A 23,823-nucleotide genomic window follows, 5' to 3' on the forward strand; every position below is an offset into this window, starting at 1 on the left:
TGGTTTTTGGTTATTATTGTCGTCGAGTTTCACCGCCTACATGAACGATGTTAAACATTTCCTTACAGCGGTCTGCAATGTAGATTCCGTACCGTGACGGTATATCATCCAGCTCCAGATTGGTTGTCGCATAAGTGCAATACTCATGACGAAACTCATAGCGAAGCTGTAAAACGGTCTGTATTACGTTCAGTCCCGTCCCAAAGTGCTTTGCATCCGAAGGCTCACGCCCAAGTTCGTCAATACATAGCCCTGTGGCGCATTCTCGCTGCGTGTAGCGAATTATTCCGTCAATTCCTTGTTCCGCATAGCGTAATGAGATTTCAGCCGCTGAGACGAACGCAAAGCCTAAATCCTTCCGTCCGAAAGCAAACGCATATCTGTTTACCAGACTTTCGTACTTCTGCAGCCCTTTCATGAGCGTGGACTTTCCTGTTCCTATCGGTCCACAAAGCATAATGCCTTTGCACGGGTCAAGACTTCCTCCCATGATACGGCCGGCTCTTTCCCATACCCAGCGGTACAGTGCATCCAACTCCCTGCGGTTTCTGGCATCTATCACGAATCCTGGTGATACACTGGTCATGCACTCTACCAGCTTCTGCTTCCAGAATGATTCCGCCTGCCTTGAATCAGAGTTCAACCGCTTTAAGTTTTCCGGCTGTTGTACCAATGTCGCTTGGTTTATTACCTCCACAACTGTTTTCAGATTGTTTTCCATGCTGATATTGTTTTGCTTGTTCGTCCATTATCCAAAGATTTGCCTTGCTGTCCCAACGCTCAATCTTTGCTCCGTTAGTGTTACGCCATCCAAGGCTGTCGAAATGATAGAAAAATGTTTCCGCCTGCCTTTCCCAGTCCGGAAGCTTTTCTTCAAAGTAGGCTTTTACCTGGTACAATGTGGGAGGGATAAATTCTGCCTTTGCCGATTTATGGGGCATAGAACGAAGCGGTTTTTTCAATGGTCGGGAAAAATGGGCGAAAGGTTTTGAAAACCAAAGGGTTTAGGCATGATCGGGAAAATGGGCTGAATATTTCGAAGCGGTTTTTCTCTTTACATGGCTTACATCTGCTTTACGTTTGAGGGGCTTTTCTTCGGATATTCGGGGGATTGCTTTACATCGGGCTTGCAGATGGGGCTAAAACGGCCTGGAAGGGTTTTATTTTCGGCTGTGTGGCCGTTTTATGGCTGGGTTGATGGATTTTGTTATATGATGGTGTGAACGGCTGTGTGGCCGTTTTTTTGTGCCTATTTTTAAAGATGTTGCCTTAAAATTCTTCCAAATAAGTATTATTTGGTATATTTGCAGCATAATAGAAACGAATATGGCAAAAGTGATTCATGTGCATTTGCTGCATAAAATAGACGGGACGAAGCAGAAAGATTGGTATTTCAGCAGTATATCGGCTGTTTATACGGTTCTGACGGCAGATCAGGTGGGGGCAACCAAGAATTACCTGCTTCATGCCGGGCTGTCTGGTAACGGCACAATATGCACGAAAAAGGCTATAATTAAGCAATCTACGCTCATCTCGGGTGGTAGTAAGGGAATGGTTAGAACGATATAATAGCGCCGTTAGAAAGGCTTGTAGGCGTTATTTCTTTGAATGCTGATTGGGGAGCTTATGGCTCCCTTTTTTTATGCCCCTACGGTTGGTTTTATTTGGTTAGGGGTTACTATTGGGGTTACTGTTAGGGGTTACTACTTCTTTAAGTTAGGGGTTACTTTAGGGGTTACTTTTTCAGTTCTCAGAGGGTACGCCCGAAATAGGAAACTATGTTATAAATGAAAGCAAGTGCCGTTTTTCTCTGTTTTCAGAGAGGAAAAACGACACTTGTTTGTGTGATATACCTTATTATAATAAAATAAATCCTTTGATTTACAGTGTATTTACGAGTTTGCTTCAGGTAAATTCCTTCAAAAGTGTGTGCGTGCGTCCTTTTTTAGCCTTTTGTAGGAGGCATGCGTGTACCACTTAGAAGAACTTGCTGATACTTCCGATTACTTCAAAGACATTGATGATGCGTGATTTGTCGAATTCCTGTTCATCGTAGTCATTGGTGTTGATGGGGATGAAGCGCAGCTTGTCCGGATCCGGCGACCTGCGGAGGATTTTAATGGTGCGGATGGTATCCAACACCACTGCATAGATTTCGCCATATTGGATGTCGTTGAGTGTGCATTGGTGCAGGGCAATGATGTCGCCATGGTTTATTTTGGGTTCCATGGAGTGCCCGGTGACATTGCACCAAAGGCTGGTTTTTTCGAATCCCCTTATTACAATGTTGGTGGCAGGTATGTTTACCTGTGAATTAAACACTTCATCAAAGCCCCCGATAAAGTCCACATCGTAGTATGGTGTACCGATGGATGGGTTCATAGATGTGGTAGGCAGAGTCGAAGAATTTGCTTCGTCTATTGTTTTAATGCCGTTCAAATCATCTTTCAACATGCTTCCTGCACCAGTAAGTAACCAATCGGCAGATAATTCCGGATAGGCTAATAGAATTTTTTCAATATTCATTGAGCTCATGCCTTTGCCAGACACCTTTGCTTTCCCAATAAGTCCAACAGAAAGACCGGCATTAACAGTCATTTGATTGTCATTTATGCCCTTTTTCTCCATGAAATATTGAAGTCTTTCTATAAAATTCATATCCTTATATTGATTTTCTTCCATATTTAGTTTGATGTATTGAAATAATTCTATATATTTGCAGCGTGTTTAAGATGTAAACAGCGCGCCAAATATACAAAAAAGGCGTGTGATTAGCGAATTTTAAGGATTAAAGAAAATGAAAGCAAAAGTAATTATAGCTCAAGCAACAGCCGAGACCGCCGAAGCTCTTTACGGACTGGTCAAGAAGATGGTAGATACAACAGCAATCAAGGCTTATCCCAGTGTAGATTATCAGGCAGTTTTCTTTTCAGCTGATAGATACGACTTAGACTTTGTAAAAAGAGTATTGGCGGATAAGTGCTTTTCTTTCAAAATTGAAGATGCAGAATAATACAATAAAATAAGTGAGTTTATGACACAGCAAGAATTTATGGAACGGACGGGGATAACCCCTACAGCAGAGGATTTTGATTACATCCATGCGGTTTATCTGAACACTTCGATGAACAAGGATGAGTTCTGCAAAGATTTCAAGAAACATGGGGACAGCCGGATTATCCGCGATGTTCATGTGCGAGTGCTGAACTATGAAATGAAATGTGAACGTCAAAAGGAAGTTATCGACAACCTGACCGATTTTCTGATTGGCAAGGCACATGCGTATGACGATACCGATTTCCGCAAAGAAGCGGTAGGGCTGGTCGGTGAGATGGAAGTGGTGAAACGGACCATTGAATTGGGGCTTCCGCTTTGGGATGAAGACAGGATGGTTGTCCTTTCGATGATAGAAGAACAAGGCAAATAGATTGCCGGATAACTGGCAGCCCGGAAAGACGGGCAGGGGCGGCAGGCACGGCCGGAGAGTTGGTAAATCGAAATAAGAAAGCGTAGAAAGCCGTCGGGGTTCGATTCCCCGCGCCCCACGATATAAACTTTTAAAATTTAGAGTTATGGCAAAGAATTTCAATCCGAGAACAGCAGAGAGTCTGTTCAAACAGAAGTTGCGCACGATGATAGGCAGTACGGCACATACGCAGAATATTGCCGACCAGGCGATGGAGCTGGCTGGACAATTCATGACGGAGGATGAGATAAGCAACTCGGATGCCTACCGGGTGATAGAGAATGTGAGCTGTGTGTGTGAGGAAGCGATGCAGGTGCTGGTCGAAGAACTGCAGAAAGGGACACGCCTTCATGAAATACTGACGGGTGATTAGGAAATAGCGGAAGCCGTTGAAAACCTTTGAACGAACGATAACGATTAAAAAGTATGACGATATGAGAAAGCAGATTTTGACAGATAACGAGACCAAGACCTTCTTGATGAAGACATTCGGATGCAGCCGTCAGGCTGTGTGGCAAGCACTGAATTTTGTCCGTGACAGCGATCAGGCGCGCCGGATACGCACTCTTGCCCTGAAGCGAGGCGGCAAACTGACTGACGGGAACTTCATCCCGAACTGCGAAACCACCTTCGAGGAGTGCGAGAAGACCATGACCTGCACTTTCGGTCCCCGTGTAAAACTCGTGGTCCACAGAAAGACCAATGATGTGGATGTGTACGTGGACGGAAAACGGACTGAAACCTACCAATGTGAATTTGTATCGGATTTCATGCAGCTGCAGCACGAGACCCAACAGATGGCATCTGCCTTATAAATAGAAATGAAATGGAGTATTATGGAAAGATATTGTGCATATCCTACAATGACCTGACTTACGATGACCGACCGGTGATGGTGAACGGAAAGGCAGACTACAGCAGAAGCCGCACGCTGAAAGGAGTTCATCCTTCCACTCTTTCCGAAGAAGAACTTGCTCCCATCATGTCGATACCCAATTACAAGAAGTTAGCGGCAAAGGAGAAAATCAATGTAGTTCGATCCGGAAGAGGTCTGGGAGGTTACGTTTTGGTAGAAATAGCCACCATGCCCCTACGGTTTCAGGAAAGGATAAAACTAAAATACGGAGATATGAAAGAAGACGTAATAAGAAACTGGCTCGGCAGCCATTACCACATCGATGCGAAAGCCCGGGAATTTTACACCCGGTTCCGTTTTGACAACGGAGATACACTGCCACCGGAACACATCCAAGAATATACGGTAAACGCTTCGGTAATTGAGGCAGTGATGCGTGCCATGGAGGATGCCACGTTTATGCGAAAGGCCATGAAGGCCGGGCCGGTGAACTGGGGCGAACTGGCAGGAGCCATCAGTTACTACCAAGCAGAGTTCGGACATACCTTGCCTGTCAGTTCCAACCGCTTCAAGAAGCGTGTGAATGACTTCAAGGCCAACGGCTATGAAAGCCTTATCAGCCGCAAGTTCATGAACCAGAACCGCCGGAAAGTGACCTATGACATTGAACGCCTGCTGCTGAGCATCGATGCCCAACCGGAGCAGCCCTTCAATACCACCGTGTGGGAACAGTACAATCTATTTGTGCAAGGAGAACTGGAGCTATATGACCCCGAAACCGGCGAGGTGTTGAATCCGGCAGACTTTACCGACAAGGATGGAAATCCGCTGGTATTGAGCCCGGCCACAGTAGCCAACTACCTGAACAACCCCAAGAACAAGGCCCTTCGCGGTAAGCTGCACATGAGCCAATGGGATTTCAACAATGCCTACCGTCCTTATCATCTGCGCAGCATCGGTGAATATTCCTTGAGTAAGGTTTCTCTTGACGACCGCGACCTGCCGCGCCCAATGAAGGATGGCAACCGAGTGAAAGCCTATTATGCCTACGATGTGGTGAGCGGTGCTGTGGTGGGATATGCCTACAACCGGTACAAGACTACCGAGTTATTTTTAGACTGCATGCGAAACATGTTCCAGACCCTGGACCGGAACGGCATGTATATCCCCGCCGAGTTAGAAGTGGAACACCACCTGGTAAGCGACTTTGCCGACGGATTGATGCAAGCCGGTACCGTCTTCCCCCTGATCCGCTGGTGTAACCCCGGGAACTCGCGTGAAAAACGTGCCGAGCACAAGAACCGCGAAAAGAAATACGGTGTGGAGAAACGCACGCAGGTAGGTATCGGCCGATGGTATGCCAAGCTGGAGGCCAACCGCCCGAAGGAAGAAAAGGTGTATGACGAAAAGAACAACACCTACAAGGTGAAGACCTATAGTTATGAAGAATTGGTAGCCGATGATATACGCGCCATTGAGACCTTCAACGCACAGCCTCACCCCAACCAAAAGCGCTATCCGGGCATGAGCCGTTGGGATGTGCTTTGCGCCCATCAGAACCCGAACCTTGCACCTTGGGACAAGGCCGTTCTTTACCGGTTCATCGGACAGCACACCGAAACAACCATCCGGCAGAACACCTACTGCACGGTGATGTACAACCAATACGGACTGCCCAGCCCGGAAATCATCGAAAAGCTGGAGCCGAGGAACTACAAGGTAGATGCCTATTATCTGCCCGATGCCGACGGAACCATCAACGAGGTATATATCTACCAGAACGGACGATATATCGCCACCTGCAAGCCCGTAGCCCGTTACAATGAGAATACAGCCGAGCAGACCGAGTACGACAAGGCAGCCTATACCGAACAGTCCAAGTATGTAGCTCAATTCGACAAGATGATGAAGGACGGCAAGATCAAGCGTGTGGGCATCCTTGCCAAAGAGGAAGCAAAGCTGATAACAGAGGTACAGGCGGAAGCCGTTCCCCTTCCTGCACAAGCCGAGGAAGAAGATTACTCAGCCTATATGGACATCAGTGCCTTCGAGCATGATGCAGTAGCCAAGATATAATTAACGACGTTAGAACGAATTTAAAACAGCATTCAAATGGAAATAACAAATGAAGTAAAGCAACGTATTGTGGCAGCGATAGCCGCCGACCGTGAAAATTATCCCAGTGACAACCGCCATGCCACGGCACTGGGCATAGCCCCCAGCGTTTACAATGCCATCAAGCGGGGCAATTATGAAAAGCAGGTCAGTGATGCCAACTGGGTAGGTATAGCCCGAAGATTAGGCGTGCAACTGCGTACAGAAATACCTTGGCTGGCAGCACAGACCCCGACCTACGTGTTTGTGAGCAAGCAGCTGGAAGTGTGCCAGGGAAGCGGGCTGAGTGCCATCCTGTGCGATATGCCCAATATCGGCAAGACCTTTACAGCGAAAGCTTACGTGAAGCAGCACAAGCACGCCGTATATGTGGACTGCAGCCAGGTGAAGACCAAACTGAAGCTGATACGCTACATTGCCAAGGAATTCGGTGTGACCAGCAACGGACGCTATAGCGACGTGTATGAGGATCTGGTGGCCTACCTGCGCACGATTGATACGCCCCTGGTTATCCTGGATGAAGCCGGGGACCTGCAGTATGAAGCCTTCCTGGAGTTAAAGGCGCTTTGGAACGCTACGGAACGCTGCTGTGCCTGGTATATGATGGGTGCCGACGGATTAAAGGAGAAGATCAACCGCGCCATCGAAGGCAAGAAGGTGGGCTATACCGAAATGTTGAGCCGCTACGGTGACTCCTACAGCAAGGTGACCCCGGACGATGCGCAGGAACGCGAAAAGTTTCTGAAGGCACAGGCTGCCATCGTCGCAAAAATCAATGCCCCGGACGGTGCCGACATTGCCAAGATTGTTCATAGCACCGGAGGCGGCTTGCGGCGCGTATATACCGAAATCGAAAAATTAAGGAGGATGCAGGCATGATAAGCAAGATAGAAATGCAAGCGATGGATGCTGTTATCGGTATCCATCGCGAGATGAGAAAAGCGAATGAGATAGACTGGGAACAGCGCAGATATGAAATTGCCAAAAGCATGCTTCCGGTAGTAAGAAGCAATTCATCAGGTATAATGTCTATAAAACAAGTTGCCAGACTTGCTGTGGACTATGCTGATGCTCTTATTGAAGAATTGAAAGGAGGTAACCGTGAAACTGAAGAGAGCCTACAGTCCCGGTGAGGTGCTGAACATGAAGATTCCCCGGTTCGAGTTTTCCGGGGACTGGCAAACCTCGATAGGCAACCCGGCCAAGAGCGGCGTGTGGATTATTTGGGGAGCCAGCGGAAACGGTAAGAGCAGCTTTGTGATGCAGTTGGCCAAGTACCTGTGTAGCTTCGGACGCGTAATTTATGACAGTTTGGAAGAAAGTACCGGTTTGTCGTTCCAGATGAGCCTGAAACGGCACAAGATGGGTGAAGTGAAAAAGAAGCTGATTATCCTTGACCGGGAACCGATGGAGCAATTGGAGGAACGGTTACGGCGCAGAGGCAGTCCCGGAATCGTGATTATCGACAGCTTCCAATACAGCGGCTTGAACTACAAAACCTACAAGGAGTTCAAGGAACGTCATCCCAAGAAACTGTTTATCTTCATCAGCCATGCCGAGGGGCTTCATCCGGCAGGTAGAAGCGCCCGCAAGGTGGAATATGATGCCGATGTGAAAATCATGGTAAGCTGTTTCAAAGCCTGGTGCAAAAGCCGCTTTATGGAGCGGCCCGGTGAGCCCTACGTGATATGGGAAGAAGGTGCTGCCAAAACATTGAAGGACGATAATATGGAGGATTATTTGAATGATGGAATGGGAGAATAAGCTGTACCAGATACTCCTGAAAGAACAGGAAGCGGAGGCCGTGGTGGACGATTGGGTAGAACGTAACATACAAAGCGACCTCCGTCTGCGCAGGGCCAAGACAAAGGGACACGTAGTGATAGAAACCAGGGATGTGATGTTTGCTCGGAATATTCAGGTATGGCATCCGTCCTGCCAAATAAACATTAAAGATTTGAAGTGATGGAAAAGAAAGAAGAAAAGAAAGTGTGCTGCATCTGCGGCAAAGAGTATGAGGGCTACGGATACAATCCGTTCCCGGTGAAAGAAGAAGGCTGCTGCTGCCAATCGTGCAACTACAGTGTGGTGGTTCCGGAACGGTGGGAACGACACAAGGCTTTTCAACGTGGTGAAGCGACCGGTGCCGGGAAAGTGTACATCAGCGGAGCCATCGCGCACTATGATATGAATGAGCGCAAGGAAGCCTTCAGCCGTGCCGAGGAGAAACTGATGGCACAAGGCTATGATCCTGTAAACCCTTTCAGGAACGGATTGCCGGATGAAGCTCATTGGAGAGCCCACATGCGGGCCGACATTGCCCTGTTGCTGGCTTGTGACTATATCTACATGCTGAAGGACTGGGAACTGAGCAAGGGAGCCAAACTGGAGCTTGACGTAGCCAGTTCGTGTGGCATTAAAGTATTGTTTGAATAACCTTTTAATAGTGAATGTATGGAAGAAAAACAGAAAGTTCAGGTCGTATTTGAATTTGACCGTTCCGAGTATGACGCGTATCTCTTTTTGATGAATCAAAAGAAGACGAAAGAGGTAGAGCAAATATGGAACACCATGAGCGGTGAGCCTGTGGTTGCGGATATTGATTTGTTTGAAGAGGACAGCCAGTCTGTAAAACTTATGATGATAAGTTTGGCAATTCTTTCAGTGGAGAAAAAAGTGAAAGGATGATATGGCACAGGAAGTAACCAATTTCGCCCGGTTCTATGCATTGTTCAACAAACTGCCTTATCAGGGCGATCGGGAGGAATTCAAAAAACAAATCGTGCTGCAGTACACGTGGAACCGGACAGACAGTCTGAAGGAAATGACGGCCAAGGAGTATGAAGTTTGTTGTACTGCTCTGGAGAAACTGAGCGGACAAGACGAATGGCGGCAGAAACTTCGCGAGGAACTGCGACGGAAACGCAGCGTCTGCCTGAAGCTGATGCAACAGTTGGGTATAGACACCACCGACTGGAACCGGGTGAACGAATTCTGCAACAACCCCCGGATAGCCGGCAAGCCCTTTGTTCAGGTTAGTACAGCCGAGCTGGAACAACTGGCCATCAAACTGCGGGCTATCCAACGAAAAGGAGGTTTAACCGATAAATAGAGCAATATGGATAAAAAAGCACATGAAGCGCTTGAGCGCATAAGAAAAGACGTGACCCTTACGACATCCGATATGGAGAACCAGGATGCAGCGGAGTTTTTCAACGAACTGGCCGACTGGGCGTATGCCAATGGGGAGGCCATGCTGATAGACGATGAACCGGAAAAGCAGGATGATTATGAGGATAGATGACCAAGACAAGCTGATAAAAGCGGGGTTCTGTATAATACGAAAGGATGATTATCCAGGCCCGAGGATAAAGATGTGTACCGGCATAAACGGTGGCTGGAAGACATACAAGAAGTTTGAAACCAAAGCAGAAAGAGACAGGACATTCGCTTTGCTGCTGAAGGATGACAAAGTAATAGCTGATTAACAACTAAAATGATTTAAAATGGAAAAGAACAATCAAAGTGTGGACATCAAGTCCCTGAGTAAAGAACAGCGAGCAGCCCTCATGGCCCAGCTGCAGCAAGAAGAGAAAGAAGACCGCATCGCCCGTCGTGAAACTTACGAGGCATTACGCGGTGAGTTTATGCACGAAGTAAAGACCAACGTTCTTGAGATGGTGAATGCCGTGACCGGGTTCCGCGGATGGCTGGAAAAAGAAGCCGATGCCTTTACCAAGGTGATGAAGGAATACGGCCAGGTGAAAAGCGACGAACAGCGCAGCTATACCATTACGGACGGAGACTTCCGTCTGGAAGTGAAAAGCAACAAGGTGAAAGGCTTCGATGAACGAGCCGACATGGCAGCCGACCGTCTGATTGACTATTTGAAGCGCTACATGCAGAACAGCGAGAAAGGTTCTGATGATCCGATGTATCAGATGGCCATGACCCTGCTGGAGCGCAACAAGATGGGCGACCTGGACTACAAGAGCATTTCAAAGCTGTATGAACTGGAAGATAAGTTCGATGAAGAGTATGCAGACATCATGCGCCTGTTCAAGGAAGCTAATGTAGTGCAGCGCAATGCCACCAACTACTACTTCAGCCGCCGCAACCCTGAAAACGGCGTATGGACCCGCATTGAACCCAGTTTCTGCCGTTTGTAGCCGAAACCCGTTAACCCTATAAACAGAAAGCGCCGCAGTTGTTATAATTGCGGCGCTTTTGTTCTTAAAATAGATGGAAATCAGTTATTTTTGTAAGAGAAATAAAATGTATGGGCAAAGGACGGGATAAAGAACTGATCAAGCTGCGTGACGAGGCACTATGCCGTCGTTACTACTATTGGACAGAAATACAGCGGTTGCGGTTCGACGATGCTTTAAAAGTGTTGTCGGAGCGCGAATTCTTTATATCCGAGGAACGTATCATGACCATCATCCGCCGGAAATCACGTGAGGGAACAGACTACAATCTGAAGCCTGTTCCCAAGGTGAAAGCCCCCCGTCTGACTGCCGCCCAGCTGGAACTATTCCCCATAAGATGACGGCATGGCCGATTCATCGTGCAGTGTGAATGAGAACGTCATTTCATAGACCTTGATGTAATGCGGCATGGCATACGAACGGCTTTTCTCGCGTACCAGCGGCGAAGCGTTGTCCGTGCATTGCAGACACTGCAGCGACTTGTATAATTTCTTGGCCAGCTGCTGCCTTTCCCTCACCTTGTCATACGTGCCGGATGCGTAGCTTGTATCGTCGTAACAATCGATGGCCAGCCGGACGGTCAGTGCGGATTCGCTTTTCTGTGCCCCGTATCCGAGGTCGTGCCAGTCGGAGTTTGTATTTCCGATTAATACACAAGGGAAAGTGACCGGGTACTGGTCTTCTTCTGCTCCCATTTCCAATTGTCCGTAGTCCTCGTCGATGAGAGAGAGTTCCGGCATTTCCTGTGCAATCTGTTCCATGATTGCGATAAAAATTTCGTCCATATCGTTATTGGTTTAAAATGTTGGTAATTTCCTGGTCCACCTTTTCCCGGATACGCCGGTTCAATTCTTCGCTTTCGCCCATGAACTGGCGCTGCGGGATGCGGATGTGCAGTTTCTTTTTTTGGGTAAGCGCCATGTTCCTCCAGAACTGTGCCTGCGGATTCAGTTCCTTCGGCTTGGAACGTCGTTTGACGCGTTTCTTTTGCCCTGTGCCGGTTTTTTTTCTTTTTCCCGAAGCCTTGTAGAACTTGGCCCATGCAAAGCGCCTCATGCGGTCTGTGACGGTGACATCGATTTCCCCGCCCCAGTTGTTGATGGGTGCATAGACCACCTCGTTGAATACCCTTACCCGGTAGTCTGCAGGTGTATATCCGACCGATTTGAACAGATGTTTCCTGCCGGAGAGCAGCGTTCCATAATTGCTGGCGGCATCGGAACCTCCCGAGGACAGCCGTTTGGCTTTGGGCCAAGGGTGAAGACCGCCATTGACAAATCCACCCTGCCGGAAGTTATCCTGAAAATGGTCTTTGGCCATTCGTCCTACCATGACTGGCATTTTGCGGCGCATCATACTGTCCATCCTGTCACGTTTCCGCTTTATCATTTCCGTAAAATCTTTTATGTCCATAATCATCAGTAATTCAAGAATAATTTATAACTTTGCAACCGAGGCTTCCAATATGCCTTTTATGCGTTATGAATATACCGGAACAAGTAAAGAACGAGGCCCGTGTACTTATTGAGCAATACGGTGACACCTTCGAATACCTTGGTATTTATGAAGGCCAGGAAGCCTATGTGTTCAAGTTTCCGGGGGACTCCTGTACCGGTTATCCTTTCGTCTATCTGTATGACGGTAAAGACGCAACCGAAATAACCGGTCCGTTATCCCTTGACGTTATCGATTCATGTATCGAAAATATCGAGGAAGGAGACATCGAATAGCTTATTGTCAATTCTCAGGACTCCCCTGCAGTTGTGGGAAGTCGCAGCTCCTATTTCACATAAATATTTTACGTCTTTCCATTCCATTCCTGAACCGGCAGAATTATCGCTTTGGGGTTCGATATACCTTAGTTCACCATCCGCAAACCGTTGCAGGATTGTAGCATGACCTCCTCCACTTTTCCAGCCGATGCACAATTCATACACGCCTTCTTCCTTACATACCTCATTGAAATACTCCATGTACCTTTTAGGGGTCATTTTCAGGTATCCTTTGTGCGCAAGCCAGCTGTTTATACTTATATGTTGCGCCGGAGTACCGTCGGTGTTTTTCCAGACTTCAAAAGCACGTCCATTACTCAGATATTCAAGTTTAGACCCTGCGACATTGCCTTTGGCGGTAATATCCCATCCACGTAATCGTAAAGCGTATGCCGGTGCGCAAGTCTGGCAGTTGATACTGTATGGAGTATCCCGTTTTTTATCGTAATCGCTGTTCTTCCGGTATCTGTTTCCCCTTTTATCGCGGTATATTCCTTTGGAATCCAAAATATACTCTTCCACATGTTTGGGATTTGCATTCTGTTTGTCCGCCTTATCCACATCCATAGGTTTTCCTTTTTTGATTTTAAGAGCCTTTTCCATTTCGAGGTTGTTCCGGGCAATGGCCATTTTTTCCTCCCCGGTAAGGTAGTCCGGCATTTCCGCAATCATCTCGTCAATACGGGCCATAAGTTTATCCACCGCTTTTTGGGCACCCTTGTGGGCTTCTGCCTGATATGGATGATTGTCGGAAAACAGTTTGCCGTCCGTTCCCGGATTGTTATCCAGTCCGGGCTGGGGCTTGTTCTTGTCGTCTTCGTCCGGAAGTGGTGTCGGCTCCTCGTCGGTGGCAGTGAGGTCGCACTTGCAGTTCCACCGGTCGCCCGGTCGGTGGATGTTCCAGAACGTGTCATCAATCGGCCGGATGGTATTCCAGAACGGGCGGTGGTCAGCCCCCGGATGAATGGAGGTGGACGGTAGCCATTTGAGGTTGGGCAGAATATCGCGTTCGCGCAGGAACTGTTGCCAGTCAGCCGCCTGATGCGCCCGGATGACCGCCGTATCATACTCCGTCCGCAGCCAGTGACGAACCTGATGGGAAGCAATGGGCAAGACTTCCTGTACCCATTTGTCGAACGGTTTTAAAATGCCGTTTGAATCCAATAAAAGTCGTGCCATGTCATTCTGCATACGATGTACCTTGAATGCCGAGAATACGGCATTGTTCCGGAGTATGGCATTTCTGAAATCCTCGTCCGGAGTAATGGCCTTGGATTTGCTGAACCCTTCCTTTGCCGCCTTGTCCATCTTTGCCCATATTTCATTGAACAGGTTGATTTCGATTTCGGTTGCCGGATGAAAGTCCCTGCTGTATATGTTCAGCAAGGCACGCCGCAGCACCTCTTCGGAGAAGTCAAACTCCATGGAGATGCTGCCATTATCAGCCGCATACAGTCTGTCGACTACCAGTCTAAAGCTGCCCCGTCTGCCGGGGCTTTCACGAAAAAACCTTTGAGCCAGTTCCGGAAGTTTCTTTTCTGTTTCGGTGTCGGTTCATCATCCCGTCCCTTATTCGCTGGCTCCGGCTCCTTCTTCGGGCTTGGAATCTGGTCGGCTTGTTCAGCCGTCTTTTGTTCCGCCTTCAGCTGCTCGTAATTGGCCGGTTTGTCGATACCGAATTCCTCATAGAGATAGTCGTCGTCGATGGGGATGTTGAAGTTCTTCTTCAGCTGCGTGAGGATGGATATTTTGGTACCGGCATCCGTTTCCTTCGGTTCGGGGAAACAGAACGTACCCCCTTCGGTGTTGATGCCCATGCGCAGCAGAATGTCCGTCATGTCGTAATTCAGCACGTTGAGCACGTACTTCCGGTCGGCCTCCAGTACCTTGTCCTCTACTTTCTTATGAACCGTACCCAAAGCCTGCGTGCCTTTTTCGGACGATTCGGTGGTCAGCGTATTGCCCAGTATCAGTTTGGAAATTTCGTTGTTGCACCGCTCGCAGAGGCGTTCATAGACATCGGCAGACCCTGTTTTGTTTCCGGCTTCCGTGAGTTTGAGTTCCGTGTCCTTGGCATGGAAGAACTGCGCCAGACTTCCGGCATTGGCCGCATCCTCCATGGCCCGCTGGCGTGACTCGTCGTCGTCGGAATCATAGATATATTCCTGGATAGGCATGCCGAATACCTCGGAGAACTGTGCCCAGTCGCCCGTAGTGTTACGTTTGTAGATGACCCAAGGTGCAGCCTTGGCCAACAGCCCCAAATCGGACGGTGAACCCACAAACAGCAGGTCGGTATATTCATTCCAGGAATGGCCGGTAATGTCCGTCTGGTGGCGCAGGATGAGTTCCCTGACCGGATCCACATGCTTGCGTGGTACCAGGTCATAATCCACCCACTCCTGCAGCTTGTAGAACTGGCAGAGCGAGAAGCCCCAGAATTTCGCATCAAGGATGTCACCCACCAGCCGGTTGAACCAGGGCGACTGTATCTGTTCGTTGATTTTATCGTCGGGCTTCCCGTCCACCCGGAATTCCATGTTGGAGCACAGCACGGCATTCTTTCGCTTTTCGAGCACACAGGAAAGGTGGGTATCCATCAGAATGTCCTCGTAGAGGTCATAAAGTTTGTAACGTCGCGAGAAATCGACATTCTCGGCCACCCTTACGGCTGCCATGTAGTCGGAAATGTCCAGCCCGAAGCGTTTGGGCTGTGTGAGCACAATCACATTCGGTCTCTTTTGTCCCGGCAACGTGAAGTTTCCCCCTACGGTGATGATGCCGGCTTTGTTGTTTTTTCTGTTTTTCTTTTTCATGATGCTTGCTTTTTACCAGTGGTTCGTTCGTTTGCGGTTGCTTTGAATGCGGAAATCCGACCTGCCCGCCCTTTGTTCCTCGGGCAGCAGCGGAGCCCCTTCGATTGAAATGTCCTCGTCGGCCACCGCCTTCATCCATTCCACCGCCCGTTCGTAACGATCCTTGCGTACCTGGGAAAGTTTCTGCGGGTTGTGGATGCAGAAGATGTGATAGACCGCCATGTCGATGACCATCATCAGCACGAGCTGGTTACGGTTCTCGCCGGTGGCTGCAAAAATCTTGTTGCAGTCGTAGCGTTTGCCCAGATAACACCGCATTTCGGCAATGGCCCTGTCCTCGCAAACCTCAATGACCGTTTCGTCTTCGCGAACCAGTGCGTCGAGGATGTCTCGGTGGATGCTCGCATCGTAATCGGTAAGTTCAACAAATTTGCTCATAGTCCTATTGTTTTAGAGTTGTCATAATCTTTTCTTATTCCGTTTTCTTACATCCTTCCGTGATCGGAATACGGGCGGTTCAATGCGCCTGATCAGTTCGTCAATGATACGGTTCGCCCCTTCGACCGCATCCGGTCCGTCGGCCGGATAGCGCATGGTCAGGGTGAACAACTTGAATTGATCCTCCAGTTCCTTCATGTGCGGATTGTCCCGTTCAGCCTCGTTGAGGATGAGGTTCCCCTCGCGGTTGAGCGGTTCAAGGTTGGCCTCGATGCGCGTAGCCTTGTCCGTCTTCTTCTCCTCGTCGCCCCGGATGAACAGCGCAATCTTCTGTTCGCGGCGTACTTTTGCCACCAGCGGTTTGAACACCTGTTGGAAGAAAGGGTCCTGCAGCTTGTTGTTCTCCATGTAGCAATAGACATTGGTCTTGCCCCCGACAAATTCAAGCATCCGGACATACCAGTCAATGAACTCCGCATTGAGCGCCTGTGCCAGGAAAGTCTTGATGACGTAAAGCCTGCCACCCAATTTGCCACAGAGCGAAACCGTCTTGAAGGATTTGCCTTTCTTACCCTTGCTTTCGCCCGGTGCCGGGTCGCCATACACCACGAGGAACTTGAATTTGGAGAGTGCCGGAACCTTGCCGTATGCAATGTTTTCGAATACCTCTCCCACGGAAATCGGGTTGTTGAAATATTCTCCCTGTGCCGCCTTTTTGGATATTTTGGACAGTGTGCGGTCGATGTCCTCTTCCGAGTTCTTTTCCGGCCATGTGGAAAAACCGTTTTTGTCGCGGATGTTCACGATGTCCCAGGAGTCGGCCATTTCGCCCGCCCTCACCACGCAGCAGTCCTTGGCGATGATGTTTCCGCAGAAGATGACCAGTGTAGGTTCGGAAATGGACCTTGTGGGATACAGCGCATTTTCCCACCAGTCCCAGCGCTTCTGGATGATGTCCGGGTTCTTGGTATCCTCGTCCGTATCAAAGTCATCGACCAGCAGTACGTCGGGACGTATGGCCTCGTTTCGCGAACCACGCGGAGATTGTCCGGCACCCAGTGCGCGGAAAGAGACCTTCCCTTTGGTGGTGAATTCATCCTCGGTCCATGAGCCCGGCAGTTCCTGTTTGCCGTAGTATGCCATGATGCGTCCGTTGGCTTCGAGATTGGCCCGGTAGGGATCGAGCAGGCGCACCGCATTGTCCTTGCTGTTGGAGGTCAGAATCACATTCTTTTTGCGTCCGGTAAGCGTGAGATTCATGACGATGAACATGGTGACGGTGGATTTGGCCAGCTCACGGCTCCAAGAAAGCACCTCAAACCATTCATCGTGTGCAATGATCCGCCGGATAGCCTTTTTCTGGAAGTCGGCAAATTCATATTTGACATAATTCGGAAAAAAGAACTTGATCCATTCTATGGGATGTTTCTCAAGATATTCCCGGTGTTTTTCCCGTTCGGCTGCCGTCATGTTCCTATCGACCGGTGTAGCCCTTGCGATGTCTTCTTTGTACTTCTCCCAATCGAGGAGAGCGAGTCTGTCAGTCTGTTTCATTGTCTATCCCTTTATAATTTGTCTTTAATGTACGCATCGGCCAGGCGTGTAATTTCCTTTGCCTTTTCGAGGTCGGCCGCCCGTACCCAGTCGATGAGCCCGGTGAGGACACTGATGATGTCGGCAATGCCCACTTCCTGCTCCATGTTGCGTATGGCCGCCGACAGTTTCCCGAGGATGTCAGCCTCCTTGGATGAGGGGAACCGTTCCCCTTCGGGCCGTTCGGCGATGGCCTTGTTTATTTCGGCCACCTGCCGGTAGAGGTTAGCCACCTGTTCCTGCCTTGTGAGCGTAAGCCCCACCTTCTGTTCCTCCCACTTCCCGGCCCGTACCCAGTTGGACACGGACACCCGTGACACGCCCACCCGGTCGGCGATTTCCTGCTGTGTGAGGTTTTCCTTGAGGTACAAAGTTTTTGCCCATTCCTTTTTCTGGGCATTCGTCAAATCTGCCATAAATCGTCCTTTTTAGTTGTAAATCACGTTACAAAATTGCATGAAAAAGCGGGGTTTGTAAAAGCGCGTACGCATGATGACGGGTTACAGCGTTATGATAACGCCAGAAAACGTTATGATGCGGACGCGGTTTCTTGGTGCCATGGGAATGTTCTATTTTCGCACCATCGAAAGGCGGGGAAACCGCTGGTAAAGACATGACGATGAGCAGATTTTTCAATATTACAACGAGTGACGACGGCACCAGTACGATATTCCTGTACGGGGACATCGGAGACTATACGGAGGTGCAAAGCGGGCGCATAGCCCAGGAACTGATGGAAGCCGAACGCGTGAGCCGACGCATCCATGTGCGTATCAACAGCAACGGCGGGGAAGTGTACAGCGGCATTGCGATATTCAACGCCCTGCGCCATAGCCAGGCCGACATCCGCATTTATGTGGATGGCATAGCCGCCAGCATGGCCAGTGTGATAGCCCTTTGCGGCAAGCCCGTAGAAATGAGCAAATATGCCCGTCTGATGCTGCACAGTGTGAGCGGCGGGTGTTACGGCAACAAGCAGGACCTGCAGCGTTGCATGGAAGAGATAGAAAGCCTGGAAGGCAGCTTGAGTGAAATCTATGCCGAGCGGCTGGGCATGAGCAAGGAAGAAGTGAAACAGACCTATTTTGACGGCGAGGACCATTGGCTGACCGCCAAGGAAGCCCTGGACCTTGGTTTCATAGACGACATCTATGATGCAGACCCCGTGCCGGCAGACAGTACACCGGCGCAGATATATACTTTATTCAATAACCGGCTCGTTGAGCCACAAAAAAACAGAGAAGACATGAATCTGGAAGACGTAAAGAAACGCCCGCGCTTCAAGGACTGCGCGAGTGATGCGGATGTGTTCCGCCTGATGGACCAACTGGAGGAAGAGGCAGGCAAGGTACCTATCCTTACGAAAGAGAACACCGACCTGAAGGCCAAGGTGAAGACCTACGAAGACAAGGCTGAAGCCGAAGACCTTGCCGCCCGCAAGCAGCTGCTTGACGCAGCCGAGCAGGACGGTCGCATTGATGCGACTACCCGCCCCATCTACGAAAACCTTTTGGCCAATGACCGCGAGAACGGCGAAAAGGCCCTGGGCCAACTGCCGGTAAAGCGCCGTGTGATGGAAGACCTGCATCTGGAACCGAATGGTGAAGAAAGCCCCTGGAACAGGCGTATGCGAGAAATTAAGGACAAACGTAAAAAGTGATTGAACTATGGCAATAATTGTAAGAAACACGAATTACAGCGGCGAGGTACTGGAACAGTTGCTGACGCTTGCCGCTACGAGCAATGAGATTGTGGAAAAGGGGCTGATCATGGTGATTCCCGGTGTGGAGAAGAAAATCAGCCTGCCGCGCCTGAAGACCGGCAAGATGCTCCAGAAGCGCAAGGAGAACCCCGGCGTGGAGGATTCGAAGGGCAACTTCAACTACGACGAAAAGAGTCTTGACCCGGTGGACTTCATGGCCTTTACGGTGTTTAACCCCCGCACGTTCGAGAACATCTGGCGCAAATGGCAGCCGAAGGGCAACCTGGTATTCTCGGAACTTCCGCCCGAAGCGCAGAACGCCCTGCTTGCCGAGTTGGCCAAGCGGGTACAGTTTGAACTGGGTGACCACTATGTGAACGGTGAATATGGGGATGATGACGACCACTTGTTTAACGGCATCCTGACCCAGATGGCCAAGGATACTGAGGTGATTGTGGTGGACAGCGCAGAATCGACCATGCTGGGCAGACTGAAAGCCATGCGTGCGAAGATTCCCGTGGCCATCCGCAACAACCCGGACCTCCGCATTCTGATGAGCGTGAACGACTTTGACAAGTATGATGACGAGCTGACCCAGCGCGAGTCCAAGAACACGAGCGAAACCGATGTGAATGCCCGTCGCTACAAGGGCATTACCATTGAGACGCTTGCGGCCTGGCCCGATGATCTGATTGTGTGCACCCTCTGTTCGCCCGATGCCGGCGGCAACCTGTTTGCGGCTGTGAACCTGCAGGACGATGAAGACGTGATTCAGATTGACAAGATCTCGAACGCGAGCGAACTGTACTTCTTCAAGATGCTGATGAAGGCTGACACGAACATTGCCTTCGGTGAAGAAGTGGTGGTGCTGGACAAGCGAAGCAACCCCGTGTTCAAGGCGAGCGAGAAGAAGATTTCAGTTGACCCTGCCAGTGTGACCCTTGAGGCAACCGGTGGCAGTGAAGAAGTGACCGTGACCGCCAGCGGAGAATATGAGATAGGCAGTGCCCCTGCCGGCTTCAAGGTGGAAGCGACGGATAAAGGCGTGAAGATTTCGGCCGGTGCAAACAGTGGCAGTCAGAAAACCGGTACACTGACCCTTACGCTCAATGCCGACCGCAGCAAGACGGCCAAGATTACCATTACCCAAAACCAGAAAGAATAAGATGGTATGGCAAAATTGAAGTATCTGGTAATTCACTGTACGGCAACCCCGGAGGGGCGTGAGGTATCATCGGCGGACATCCGGAAGTGGCACACTTCGCCCGTAAGCCAGGGTGGCAGAGGTTGGAAACAGGTGGGCTACACCGACCTGTTCCACCTGCAGGGCGGTGTGGAACGCTTGGTGAACAACAACGAGGATGCGCAGGTGGATCCCTGGGAAGTGACCAACGGAGCCAAGGGGTACAACAGCGTGAGCCGCCACATTGTGTATGCCGGCGGTGTGGCCAAGGACGGCAAGACCCCGAAGGACACCCGCACCGGCTGCCAGAAAAAGGCACTGGAGAAGTATGTGAAGGACTTCCATCGCAGATTCCCGGATGTGCGCATTGTGGGACACAACGAGCTGGCGGCCAAAGCCTGCCCCAGTTTCGATGTACAGAAATGGCTGAAAGAAATAGGTATTAACCAATAATAAAAGAAGCAATCAATGAAACGAATTATGCTGTTTATGATGCTGATGCTGGGAACAGTATCGGCTGTGATGGCCCAAGGGGCCGATGTTCCGGCAACGGACTATGACGCAATGATTGGCACCTTTGCCGGTTTCGTCGGCGGTGTGGTGGTGCTTACTGAAGGGTTGAAAGGTTTGTTCCCCAACATGAAAGGCTGGGTGACGCAGCTGGTGAGCTGGTGTGTGGGCTTGGTGTGCGCGATGCTACTGTGGTGGCTTGATGCCGGATTTGTGAGTGATGTGAGCTGGGACATTGCCTTGCTCTATGGTTTTGGTGCCTCACTTGTAGCCAATGGGGTAGCCGACACGGGACTGGTGCAATGGGTTATCGGACTATTCCGAAAGAAACGCGAGGAAGCAGAATAAAAGGTTGACTGACTAAAAAACGGGTGGTATGGACTTTAGCGAGATCATGAACATTATTCTTAGCGGCGGCCTTGTGGGCACTGCAGCAGCCATCGGTTCCCTGCGTGCTACGGTGAGGAAAGCGAAAGCGGAAGCGATGAAAGCCGAAGCCGACGCAGAGGGTGTGCGTGTGGATAACGCAGAACATGCCACCCGCGTTTTGGTGAGCAATATTGTGGTACCCTTAAAAGAAGAACTGAATGCAACAAGAAAAGACCTGCAGGCCAACAAGCGCGAAATGGCGCGACTGCGCAAGGCCATTGACACTGCCAACAGTTGCCGCCATCATGATGACTGTCCTGTGCTTGGCGGGCTGCGCAAGCAGCAGGAAGAGCACGACGGTGGAGAAGATACAGACGGAATCGGCAAGCACCGACAGCGCGAGCGGAAGCCGACGGGCGGGACTGGTGATGGCGGGTATACCGGCGAGTTCGGTGAAGCTGTCTATACCTGCGGACAGCCTCCGTAAACTTCCTGAAGGTGCCGTGTACCGTGGCAAGAGCGGACAGGCGAATCTGACCGTAGGCAGCGACGACAGCGGGAACATCGTGGCCGAAGCCTCGTGTGACAGTCTGCAGCAGCTGGTGCTATGGTATGAAGAAGAGCTGGCGCGCATCCGTAGCGAAACCAAGAGCGAAATTTCAAATGACGTTCAAACAGTAGAAAAACGCCCTCCGAACCGGATGCGGACGTTTATCACAGGTGTATTGGCCGGCTTATTGGCCGGTGTGTTATTAACCATCAAACTTTATAAACGATGAACAAGAATTTCATGTACGGCATAGGAGCCGTAAAGTATAAGGATTTCACAATCGGGTATATTGAAAAGAACTCGTTTGACCTGGGCGGCAAGAAACCCGAGGCCGCGAAGATCGAGGCCGAACAGGTGCAGGGTGCCCCGGTGCTGGTCATCCCACAGAGTAACGGCGGCATCGCCCCGACGTTCAATGTGATCCAGATGAACTATTCGAACCTGCACAAACTGCTTGGCGGCAGCCTGCATTATAAGAAAGAAGACTCGGAAAAGAAAACTCCGATCGGCTGGACAGCCCCGTCGGAGGTGCTTGTCATGCAGGGACCATGGGAACTCTCCCTCGTGTCCGGACAGAGCGTACTGATTCCCAACGCCACGCTGCTTTCCAATCCTGCAGGCAAGCTGACCCTTACAGAAACCTCCAAGATAGAGGTTACGCTCGAAGTGGCGATGCCGGAGGACGGTTCGCAGCCTTACGGCGTGTTCGATACGGAAGCAATACCGGACGAGTGGGGGCAGTACAAGCTGCCGCCGGCGGAAGCCGCGGCTGCAGCATCGCTCCAAAGTGAGGAGGGCTAACGTATGGCTGACCGTTTGGAACAACTGATAGAGATGGAGTGTGCGGACGCGCTGCTTGACAGCGGCGTGTCCGTACCTCTTAAAAGGTGGAAGCTTCCGTGGCTGAAACGCCCGGTGGAGGTGCGTGTGACGATGAAGCGTCCGAGGCTGCGGGGTCAGATTCTGCTGGCGCGGGAATACCTGAAGACGGGTGTCAAACCCGATTGGCAACCGAAGGACAAGACCGAGGAACTGGCCTTTGTGGCGGAGCATGGTAAGGCTGTGAGCCGCCTGCTGGCCTATACGGTATGCCGGGGATACGTGTCGCGGCACGTGGGCATCGGGGTGACAGCGTGGGTACTGCGGAACTTTGTGGAGTGGCGTTATCTGACGGCCATGTTCCGAACATTCGAGCGTCTGATGGGCACGAAGGATTTTATGCGTATTATCAGCTCGACAGCGCGGGCGAACCCGATGACTCCGAGACTGAGCCAGGCAAGGAAGGGGAGTTAAGAACCCGGTATGAAGGTTCCCATAGCCCTTTCGGCTTCGTGTGGCAGATTGCATCGGCGACCGGCTGGAGCGTGGATTACATCCTTGATGGGGTGAATTACCAGACGCTGATCATGATGCTGAGCGACGCGCCGCGGTATGTGCGGAAAAAGCAAGGCGGCGGAAACGGTGCTCCCAGACCGGAACACAGCGCCGAGGATGAAGCGAACGATATAGTAGGATTTTTTCAAAGCAAACTGGAATGAGCAAACCTGTAGAAGTTGAATTTTTGATGAAGGACAAACTCACGCCCGGCATGAACAAGGCCGAACGTGAGGCGCTGGAACTGCGTAATACCGTCAGGCTGCTGGAGGCTGAACTGGAAAGGCTGCGCCTTGCCGGGGAGACGGCTGCCCCCAATCTGGACCAGAGTGCCAATATCGCGCAGATCCATGCACTGGAGAAGCAGCTTGAGGAATTGCGCGGCAAACTGAAACTGCTGCAGGAGGAATCGGAATCCGTGCAGGTCACCCCTGCAGACATGCCCAATGCACAGCGCCAGTTCAACGGGCTTCACAACAGCATCCAGCAGATGGCCCGTGAAATGCCTTCTTTGGCCATGGGACCGCAGATGTTCTTTCTGGCCATATCCAACAACCTGCCGATTTTTACGGACGAACTGGCCCGTGCCCGTAAGGAATATGATGAGCTGCAGAAGTCAGGCAAGAAAGGCACACCGGTATGGAAACAGGTCCTGTCCTCGCTCTTTTCCTGGCAGACGGCCATGACCACCGGCATCATGCTGCTGGTAATGTACGGTGATGAAATCTGGGATTGGACGAAAAACCTGTTCAGTGCCAAAAAAGGCGTGGATGAATTCAACGTATCAGTCAAGGAAATGACCGAGATAGAGAAGGACGGCCGTGCCCAGATGGTGCGTACCCGCTTCGAACTGAAATCGGTCATCGATGAA

The 23,823-nt window shown here is 50.5% G+C and carries 37 protein-coding genes and 1 pseudogene; 28 read left to right on the forward strand and 10 right to left on the reverse strand.

Features of this window, described 5'->3' with window-relative positions; translation table 11 throughout:
* Positions 1-13: 13 nt before the first annotated feature.
* A complete protein-coding gene (locus WKT20_RS00630) occupies positions 14-721 on the reverse strand; it encodes an ATP-binding protein (RefSeq protein WP_340416644.1) in 708 nt (235 codons plus the stop codon).
* Positions 633-941 (reverse strand): hypothetical protein, encoded by a 309-nt coding sequence (locus WKT20_RS00635; protein WP_340416645.1) that lies wholly within the window; start codon positions 939-941, stop codon positions 633-635. Before WKT20_RS00635 ends, WKT20_RS00630 begins: the two co-directional genes overlap by 89 nt.
* A gap of 385 nt (positions 942-1,326) precedes the next feature.
* Between WKT20_RS00635 and WKT20_RS00640 the strand changes: the two genes are divergently transcribed.
* Positions 1,327-1,569, forward strand: coding sequence for a hypothetical protein (locus tag WKT20_RS00640; protein ID WP_007751495.1), 243 nt, complete (start codon positions 1,327-1,329; stop codon positions 1,567-1,569).
* Between the two features lie 408 nt (positions 1,570-1,977).
* Here WKT20_RS00640 and WKT20_RS00645 read toward each other — a convergent pair whose 3' ends face one another.
* Complete coding sequence (locus WKT20_RS00645; RefSeq protein WP_143869350.1) at positions 1,978-2,682, reverse strand: S24 family peptidase; 705 nt, start codon at positions 2,680-2,682, stop codon at positions 1,978-1,980.
* 115 nt (positions 2,683-2,797) lie between these two features.
* Here WKT20_RS00645 and WKT20_RS00650 point away from each other — a divergent pair, with 115 nt between their 5' ends.
* The 16 genes from WKT20_RS00650 to WKT20_RS00725 all read left to right on the forward strand — a co-directional run bounded on the left by WKT20_RS00650 (position 2,798) and on the right by WKT20_RS00725 (position 10,986).
* Complete coding sequence (locus tag WKT20_RS00650) at positions 2,798-3,013, forward strand: hypothetical protein (RefSeq protein ID WP_007751500.1); 216 nt, start codon at positions 2,798-2,800, stop codon at positions 3,011-3,013.
* 21 nt (positions 3,014-3,034) lie between these two features.
* Complete coding sequence (locus tag WKT20_RS00655; protein ID WP_007758936.1) at positions 3,035-3,427, forward strand: hypothetical protein; 393 nt, start codon at positions 3,035-3,037, stop codon at positions 3,425-3,427.
* 145 nt (positions 3,428-3,572) lie between these two features.
* Positions 3,573-3,839: a hypothetical protein gene (locus WKT20_RS00660; RefSeq protein ID WP_007751507.1), complete on the forward strand. Its 267-nt coding sequence runs from the start codon at positions 3,573-3,575 to the stop codon at positions 3,837-3,839.
* Between the two features lie 61 nt (positions 3,840-3,900).
* Positions 3,901-4,281 carry a hypothetical protein gene (locus WKT20_RS00665; protein ID WP_007758937.1) on the forward strand — a complete coding sequence of 127 codons (381 nt, stop codon included), beginning with the start codon at positions 3,901-3,903 and terminating at the stop codon, positions 4,279-4,281.
* Positions 4,282-4,292: 11 nt separating this feature from the next.
* Entirely contained in the window at positions 4,293-6,398 is a 2,106-nt protein-coding gene (locus WKT20_RS00670) for a hypothetical protein (protein WP_032558185.1), read from the forward strand.
* Between the two features lie 36 nt (positions 6,399-6,434).
* Complete coding sequence (locus tag WKT20_RS00675; RefSeq protein WP_007751516.1) at positions 6,435-7,316, forward strand: ATP-binding protein; 882 nt, start codon at positions 6,435-6,437, stop codon at positions 7,314-7,316.
* Positions 7,313-7,570: a hypothetical protein gene (locus WKT20_RS00680; RefSeq protein WP_007751518.1), complete on the forward strand. Its 258-nt coding sequence runs from the start codon at positions 7,313-7,315 to the stop codon at positions 7,568-7,570. Before WKT20_RS00675 ends, WKT20_RS00680 begins: the two co-directional genes overlap by 4 nt.
* Positions 7,539-8,201 carry an ATP-binding protein gene (locus WKT20_RS00685; protein WP_032558186.1) on the forward strand — a complete coding sequence of 221 codons (663 nt, stop codon included), beginning with the start codon at positions 7,539-7,541 and terminating at the stop codon, positions 8,199-8,201. Before WKT20_RS00680 ends, WKT20_RS00685 begins: the two co-directional genes overlap by 32 nt.
* The gene (locus tag WKT20_RS00690) at positions 8,182-8,403 is read left to right on the forward strand and encodes a hypothetical protein (protein WP_007751522.1); all 222 of its coding nucleotides are present in this window, start codon (positions 8,182-8,184) and stop codon (positions 8,401-8,403) included. Before WKT20_RS00685 ends, WKT20_RS00690 begins: the two co-directional genes overlap by 20 nt.
* The gene (locus WKT20_RS18285; RefSeq protein WP_007562536.1) at positions 8,403-8,873 is read left to right on the forward strand and encodes a DUF4406 domain-containing protein; all 471 of its coding nucleotides are present in this window, start codon (positions 8,403-8,405) and stop codon (positions 8,871-8,873) included. Before WKT20_RS00690 ends, WKT20_RS18285 begins: the two co-directional genes overlap by 1 nt.
* Before the next feature lie 18 nt (positions 8,874-8,891).
* Positions 8,892-9,125 carry a hypothetical protein gene (locus WKT20_RS00700; protein ID WP_007562534.1) on the forward strand — a complete coding sequence of 78 codons (234 nt, stop codon included), beginning with the start codon at positions 8,892-8,894 and terminating at the stop codon, positions 9,123-9,125.
* A gap of 1 nt (position 9,126) precedes the next feature.
* Positions 9,127-9,549, forward strand: a complete 423-nt coding sequence (locus WKT20_RS00705) for a hypothetical protein (RefSeq protein ID WP_007562532.1) — start codon at positions 9,127-9,129, stop codon at positions 9,547-9,549.
* Between the two features lie 6 nt (positions 9,550-9,555).
* Positions 9,556-9,741 (forward strand): hypothetical protein, encoded by a 186-nt coding sequence (locus tag WKT20_RS00710; RefSeq protein WP_007562531.1) that lies wholly within the window; start codon positions 9,556-9,558, stop codon positions 9,739-9,741.
* Entirely contained in the window at positions 9,728-9,925 is a 198-nt protein-coding gene (locus tag WKT20_RS00715; RefSeq protein WP_007562529.1) for a hypothetical protein, read from the forward strand. Before WKT20_RS00710 ends, WKT20_RS00715 begins: the two co-directional genes overlap by 14 nt.
* A gap of 18 nt (positions 9,926-9,943) precedes the next feature.
* Positions 9,944-10,606 (forward strand): DUF3164 family protein, encoded by a 663-nt coding sequence (locus WKT20_RS00720; RefSeq protein ID WP_007751532.1) that lies wholly within the window; start codon positions 9,944-9,946, stop codon positions 10,604-10,606.
* Between the two features lie 110 nt (positions 10,607-10,716).
* On the forward strand, positions 10,717-10,986 hold the full coding sequence (locus tag WKT20_RS00725) for a hypothetical protein (RefSeq protein ID WP_007562525.1): 270 nt from the start codon (positions 10,717-10,719) through the stop codon (positions 10,984-10,986).
* On the opposite strand, the gene WKT20_RS00730 is transcribed toward WKT20_RS00725, so the two are convergent.
* Both WKT20_RS00730 and WKT20_RS00735 read right to left on the reverse strand, forming a co-directional pair.
* Complete coding sequence (locus WKT20_RS00730; protein WP_007562523.1) at positions 10,969-11,430, reverse strand: hypothetical protein; 462 nt, start codon at positions 11,428-11,430, stop codon at positions 10,969-10,971. The two genes, WKT20_RS00725 and WKT20_RS00730, sit on opposite strands and share 18 nt — an antisense overlap.
* A gap of 4 nt (positions 11,431-11,434) precedes the next feature.
* Entirely contained in the window at positions 11,435-12,058 is a 624-nt protein-coding gene (locus WKT20_RS00735) for a hypothetical protein (protein WP_182283808.1), read from the reverse strand.
* Positions 12,059-12,126: 68 nt separating this feature from the next.
* Between WKT20_RS00735 and WKT20_RS00740 the strand changes: the two genes are divergently transcribed.
* On the forward strand, positions 12,127-12,375 hold the full coding sequence (locus tag WKT20_RS00740) for a hypothetical protein (RefSeq protein ID WP_007562519.1): 249 nt from the start codon (positions 12,127-12,129) through the stop codon (positions 12,373-12,375).
* On the opposite strand, the gene WKT20_RS00745 is transcribed toward WKT20_RS00740, so the two are convergent.
* Genes WKT20_RS00745 through WKT20_RS00765 form a run of 5 tightly spaced genes read right to left on the reverse strand, consistent with a single transcriptional unit; the run spans position 12,337 to position 17,680 of the window.
* Complete coding sequence (locus tag WKT20_RS00745; protein ID WP_007562518.1) at positions 12,337-13,842, reverse strand: toxin glutamine deamidase domain-containing protein; 1,506 nt, start codon at positions 13,840-13,842, stop codon at positions 12,337-12,339. The genes WKT20_RS00740 and WKT20_RS00745 overlap by 39 nt on opposite strands.
* Positions 13,843-13,880: 38 nt before the next feature.
* The gene (locus WKT20_RS00750; protein WP_007562517.1) at positions 13,881-15,233 is read right to left on the reverse strand and encodes a phage portal protein family protein; all 1,353 of its coding nucleotides are present in this window, start codon (positions 15,231-15,233) and stop codon (positions 13,881-13,883) included.
* A gap of 12 nt (positions 15,234-15,245) precedes the next feature.
* Positions 15,246-15,671: a phage protein Gp36 family protein gene (locus tag WKT20_RS00755; protein WP_007562516.1), complete on the reverse strand. Its 426-nt coding sequence runs from the start codon at positions 15,669-15,671 to the stop codon at positions 15,246-15,248.
* Between the two features lie 21 nt (positions 15,672-15,692).
* Positions 15,693-17,225 carry a hypothetical protein gene (locus tag WKT20_RS00760; RefSeq protein ID WP_007562515.1) on the reverse strand — a complete coding sequence of 511 codons (1,533 nt, stop codon included), beginning with the start codon at positions 17,223-17,225 and terminating at the stop codon, positions 15,693-15,695.
* An 11-nt stretch (positions 17,226-17,236) separates the two neighbouring features.
* Complete coding sequence (locus WKT20_RS00765; protein ID WP_007562513.1) at positions 17,237-17,680, reverse strand: helix-turn-helix domain-containing protein; 444 nt, start codon at positions 17,678-17,680, stop codon at positions 17,237-17,239.
* A gap of 203 nt (positions 17,681-17,883) precedes the next feature.
* On the opposite strand from WKT20_RS00765, the gene WKT20_RS00770 reads away from it, so the two are divergent.
* From WKT20_RS00770 to WKT20_RS00815, 10 genes and pseudogenes are all read left to right on the forward strand, one after another.
* Positions 17,884-18,924 (forward strand): head maturation protease, ClpP-related, encoded by a 1,041-nt coding sequence (locus WKT20_RS00770; protein WP_181980438.1) that lies wholly within the window; start codon positions 17,884-17,886, stop codon positions 18,922-18,924.
* A gap of 7 nt (positions 18,925-18,931) precedes the next feature.
* Positions 18,932-20,131: a BACON domain-containing protein gene (locus tag WKT20_RS00775; protein ID WP_117737026.1), complete on the forward strand. Its 1,200-nt coding sequence runs from the start codon at positions 18,932-18,934 to the stop codon at positions 20,129-20,131.
* 6 nt (positions 20,132-20,137) lie between these two features.
* Positions 20,138-20,602, forward strand: a complete 465-nt coding sequence (locus WKT20_RS00780) for an N-acetylmuramoyl-L-alanine amidase (RefSeq protein WP_007562507.1) — start codon at positions 20,138-20,140, stop codon at positions 20,600-20,602.
* Between the two features lie 15 nt (positions 20,603-20,617).
* On the forward strand, positions 20,618-21,007 hold the full coding sequence (locus WKT20_RS00785; RefSeq protein WP_007562505.1) for a hypothetical protein: 390 nt from the start codon (positions 20,618-20,620) through the stop codon (positions 21,005-21,007).
* A gap of 28 nt (positions 21,008-21,035) precedes the next feature.
* Positions 21,036-21,515, forward strand: a complete 480-nt coding sequence (locus WKT20_RS00790; protein WP_007562503.1) for a hypothetical protein — start codon at positions 21,036-21,038, stop codon at positions 21,513-21,515.
* Positions 21,481-21,807 (forward strand): hypothetical protein, encoded by a 327-nt coding sequence (locus tag WKT20_RS00795; RefSeq protein ID WP_224205180.1) that lies wholly within the window; start codon positions 21,481-21,483, stop codon positions 21,805-21,807. The genes WKT20_RS00790 and WKT20_RS00795 overlap by 35 nt, the downstream gene beginning before the upstream one ends.
* Complete coding sequence (locus WKT20_RS00800) at positions 21,804-22,379, forward strand: hypothetical protein (protein WP_005798256.1); 576 nt, start codon at positions 21,804-21,806, stop codon at positions 22,377-22,379. Before WKT20_RS00795 ends, WKT20_RS00800 begins: the two co-directional genes overlap by 4 nt.
* A 3-nt stretch (positions 22,380-22,382) precedes the next feature.
* Positions 22,383-22,871, forward strand: coding sequence for a hypothetical protein (locus WKT20_RS00805; protein WP_005798252.1), 489 nt, complete (start codon positions 22,383-22,385; stop codon positions 22,869-22,871).
* A gap of 38 nt (positions 22,872-22,909) precedes the next feature.
* Positions 22,910-23,116 (forward strand): hypothetical protein, encoded by a 207-nt coding sequence (locus tag WKT20_RS00810; RefSeq protein ID WP_007562496.1) that lies wholly within the window; start codon positions 22,910-22,912, stop codon positions 23,114-23,116.
* Positions 23,113-23,823, forward strand: a pseudogene (locus WKT20_RS00815) (viral A-type inclusion protein); the annotation flags it as partial. The gene WKT20_RS00810 and the pseudogene WKT20_RS00815, both read left to right, overlap by 4 nt.

Origin of the sequence: Phocaeicola sp. ICN-14070 (assembly GCF_037892625.1) — a bacterium.
Lineage (GTDB): Bacteria > Bacteroidota > Bacteroidia > Bacteroidales > Bacteroidaceae > Phocaeicola > Phocaeicola plebeius.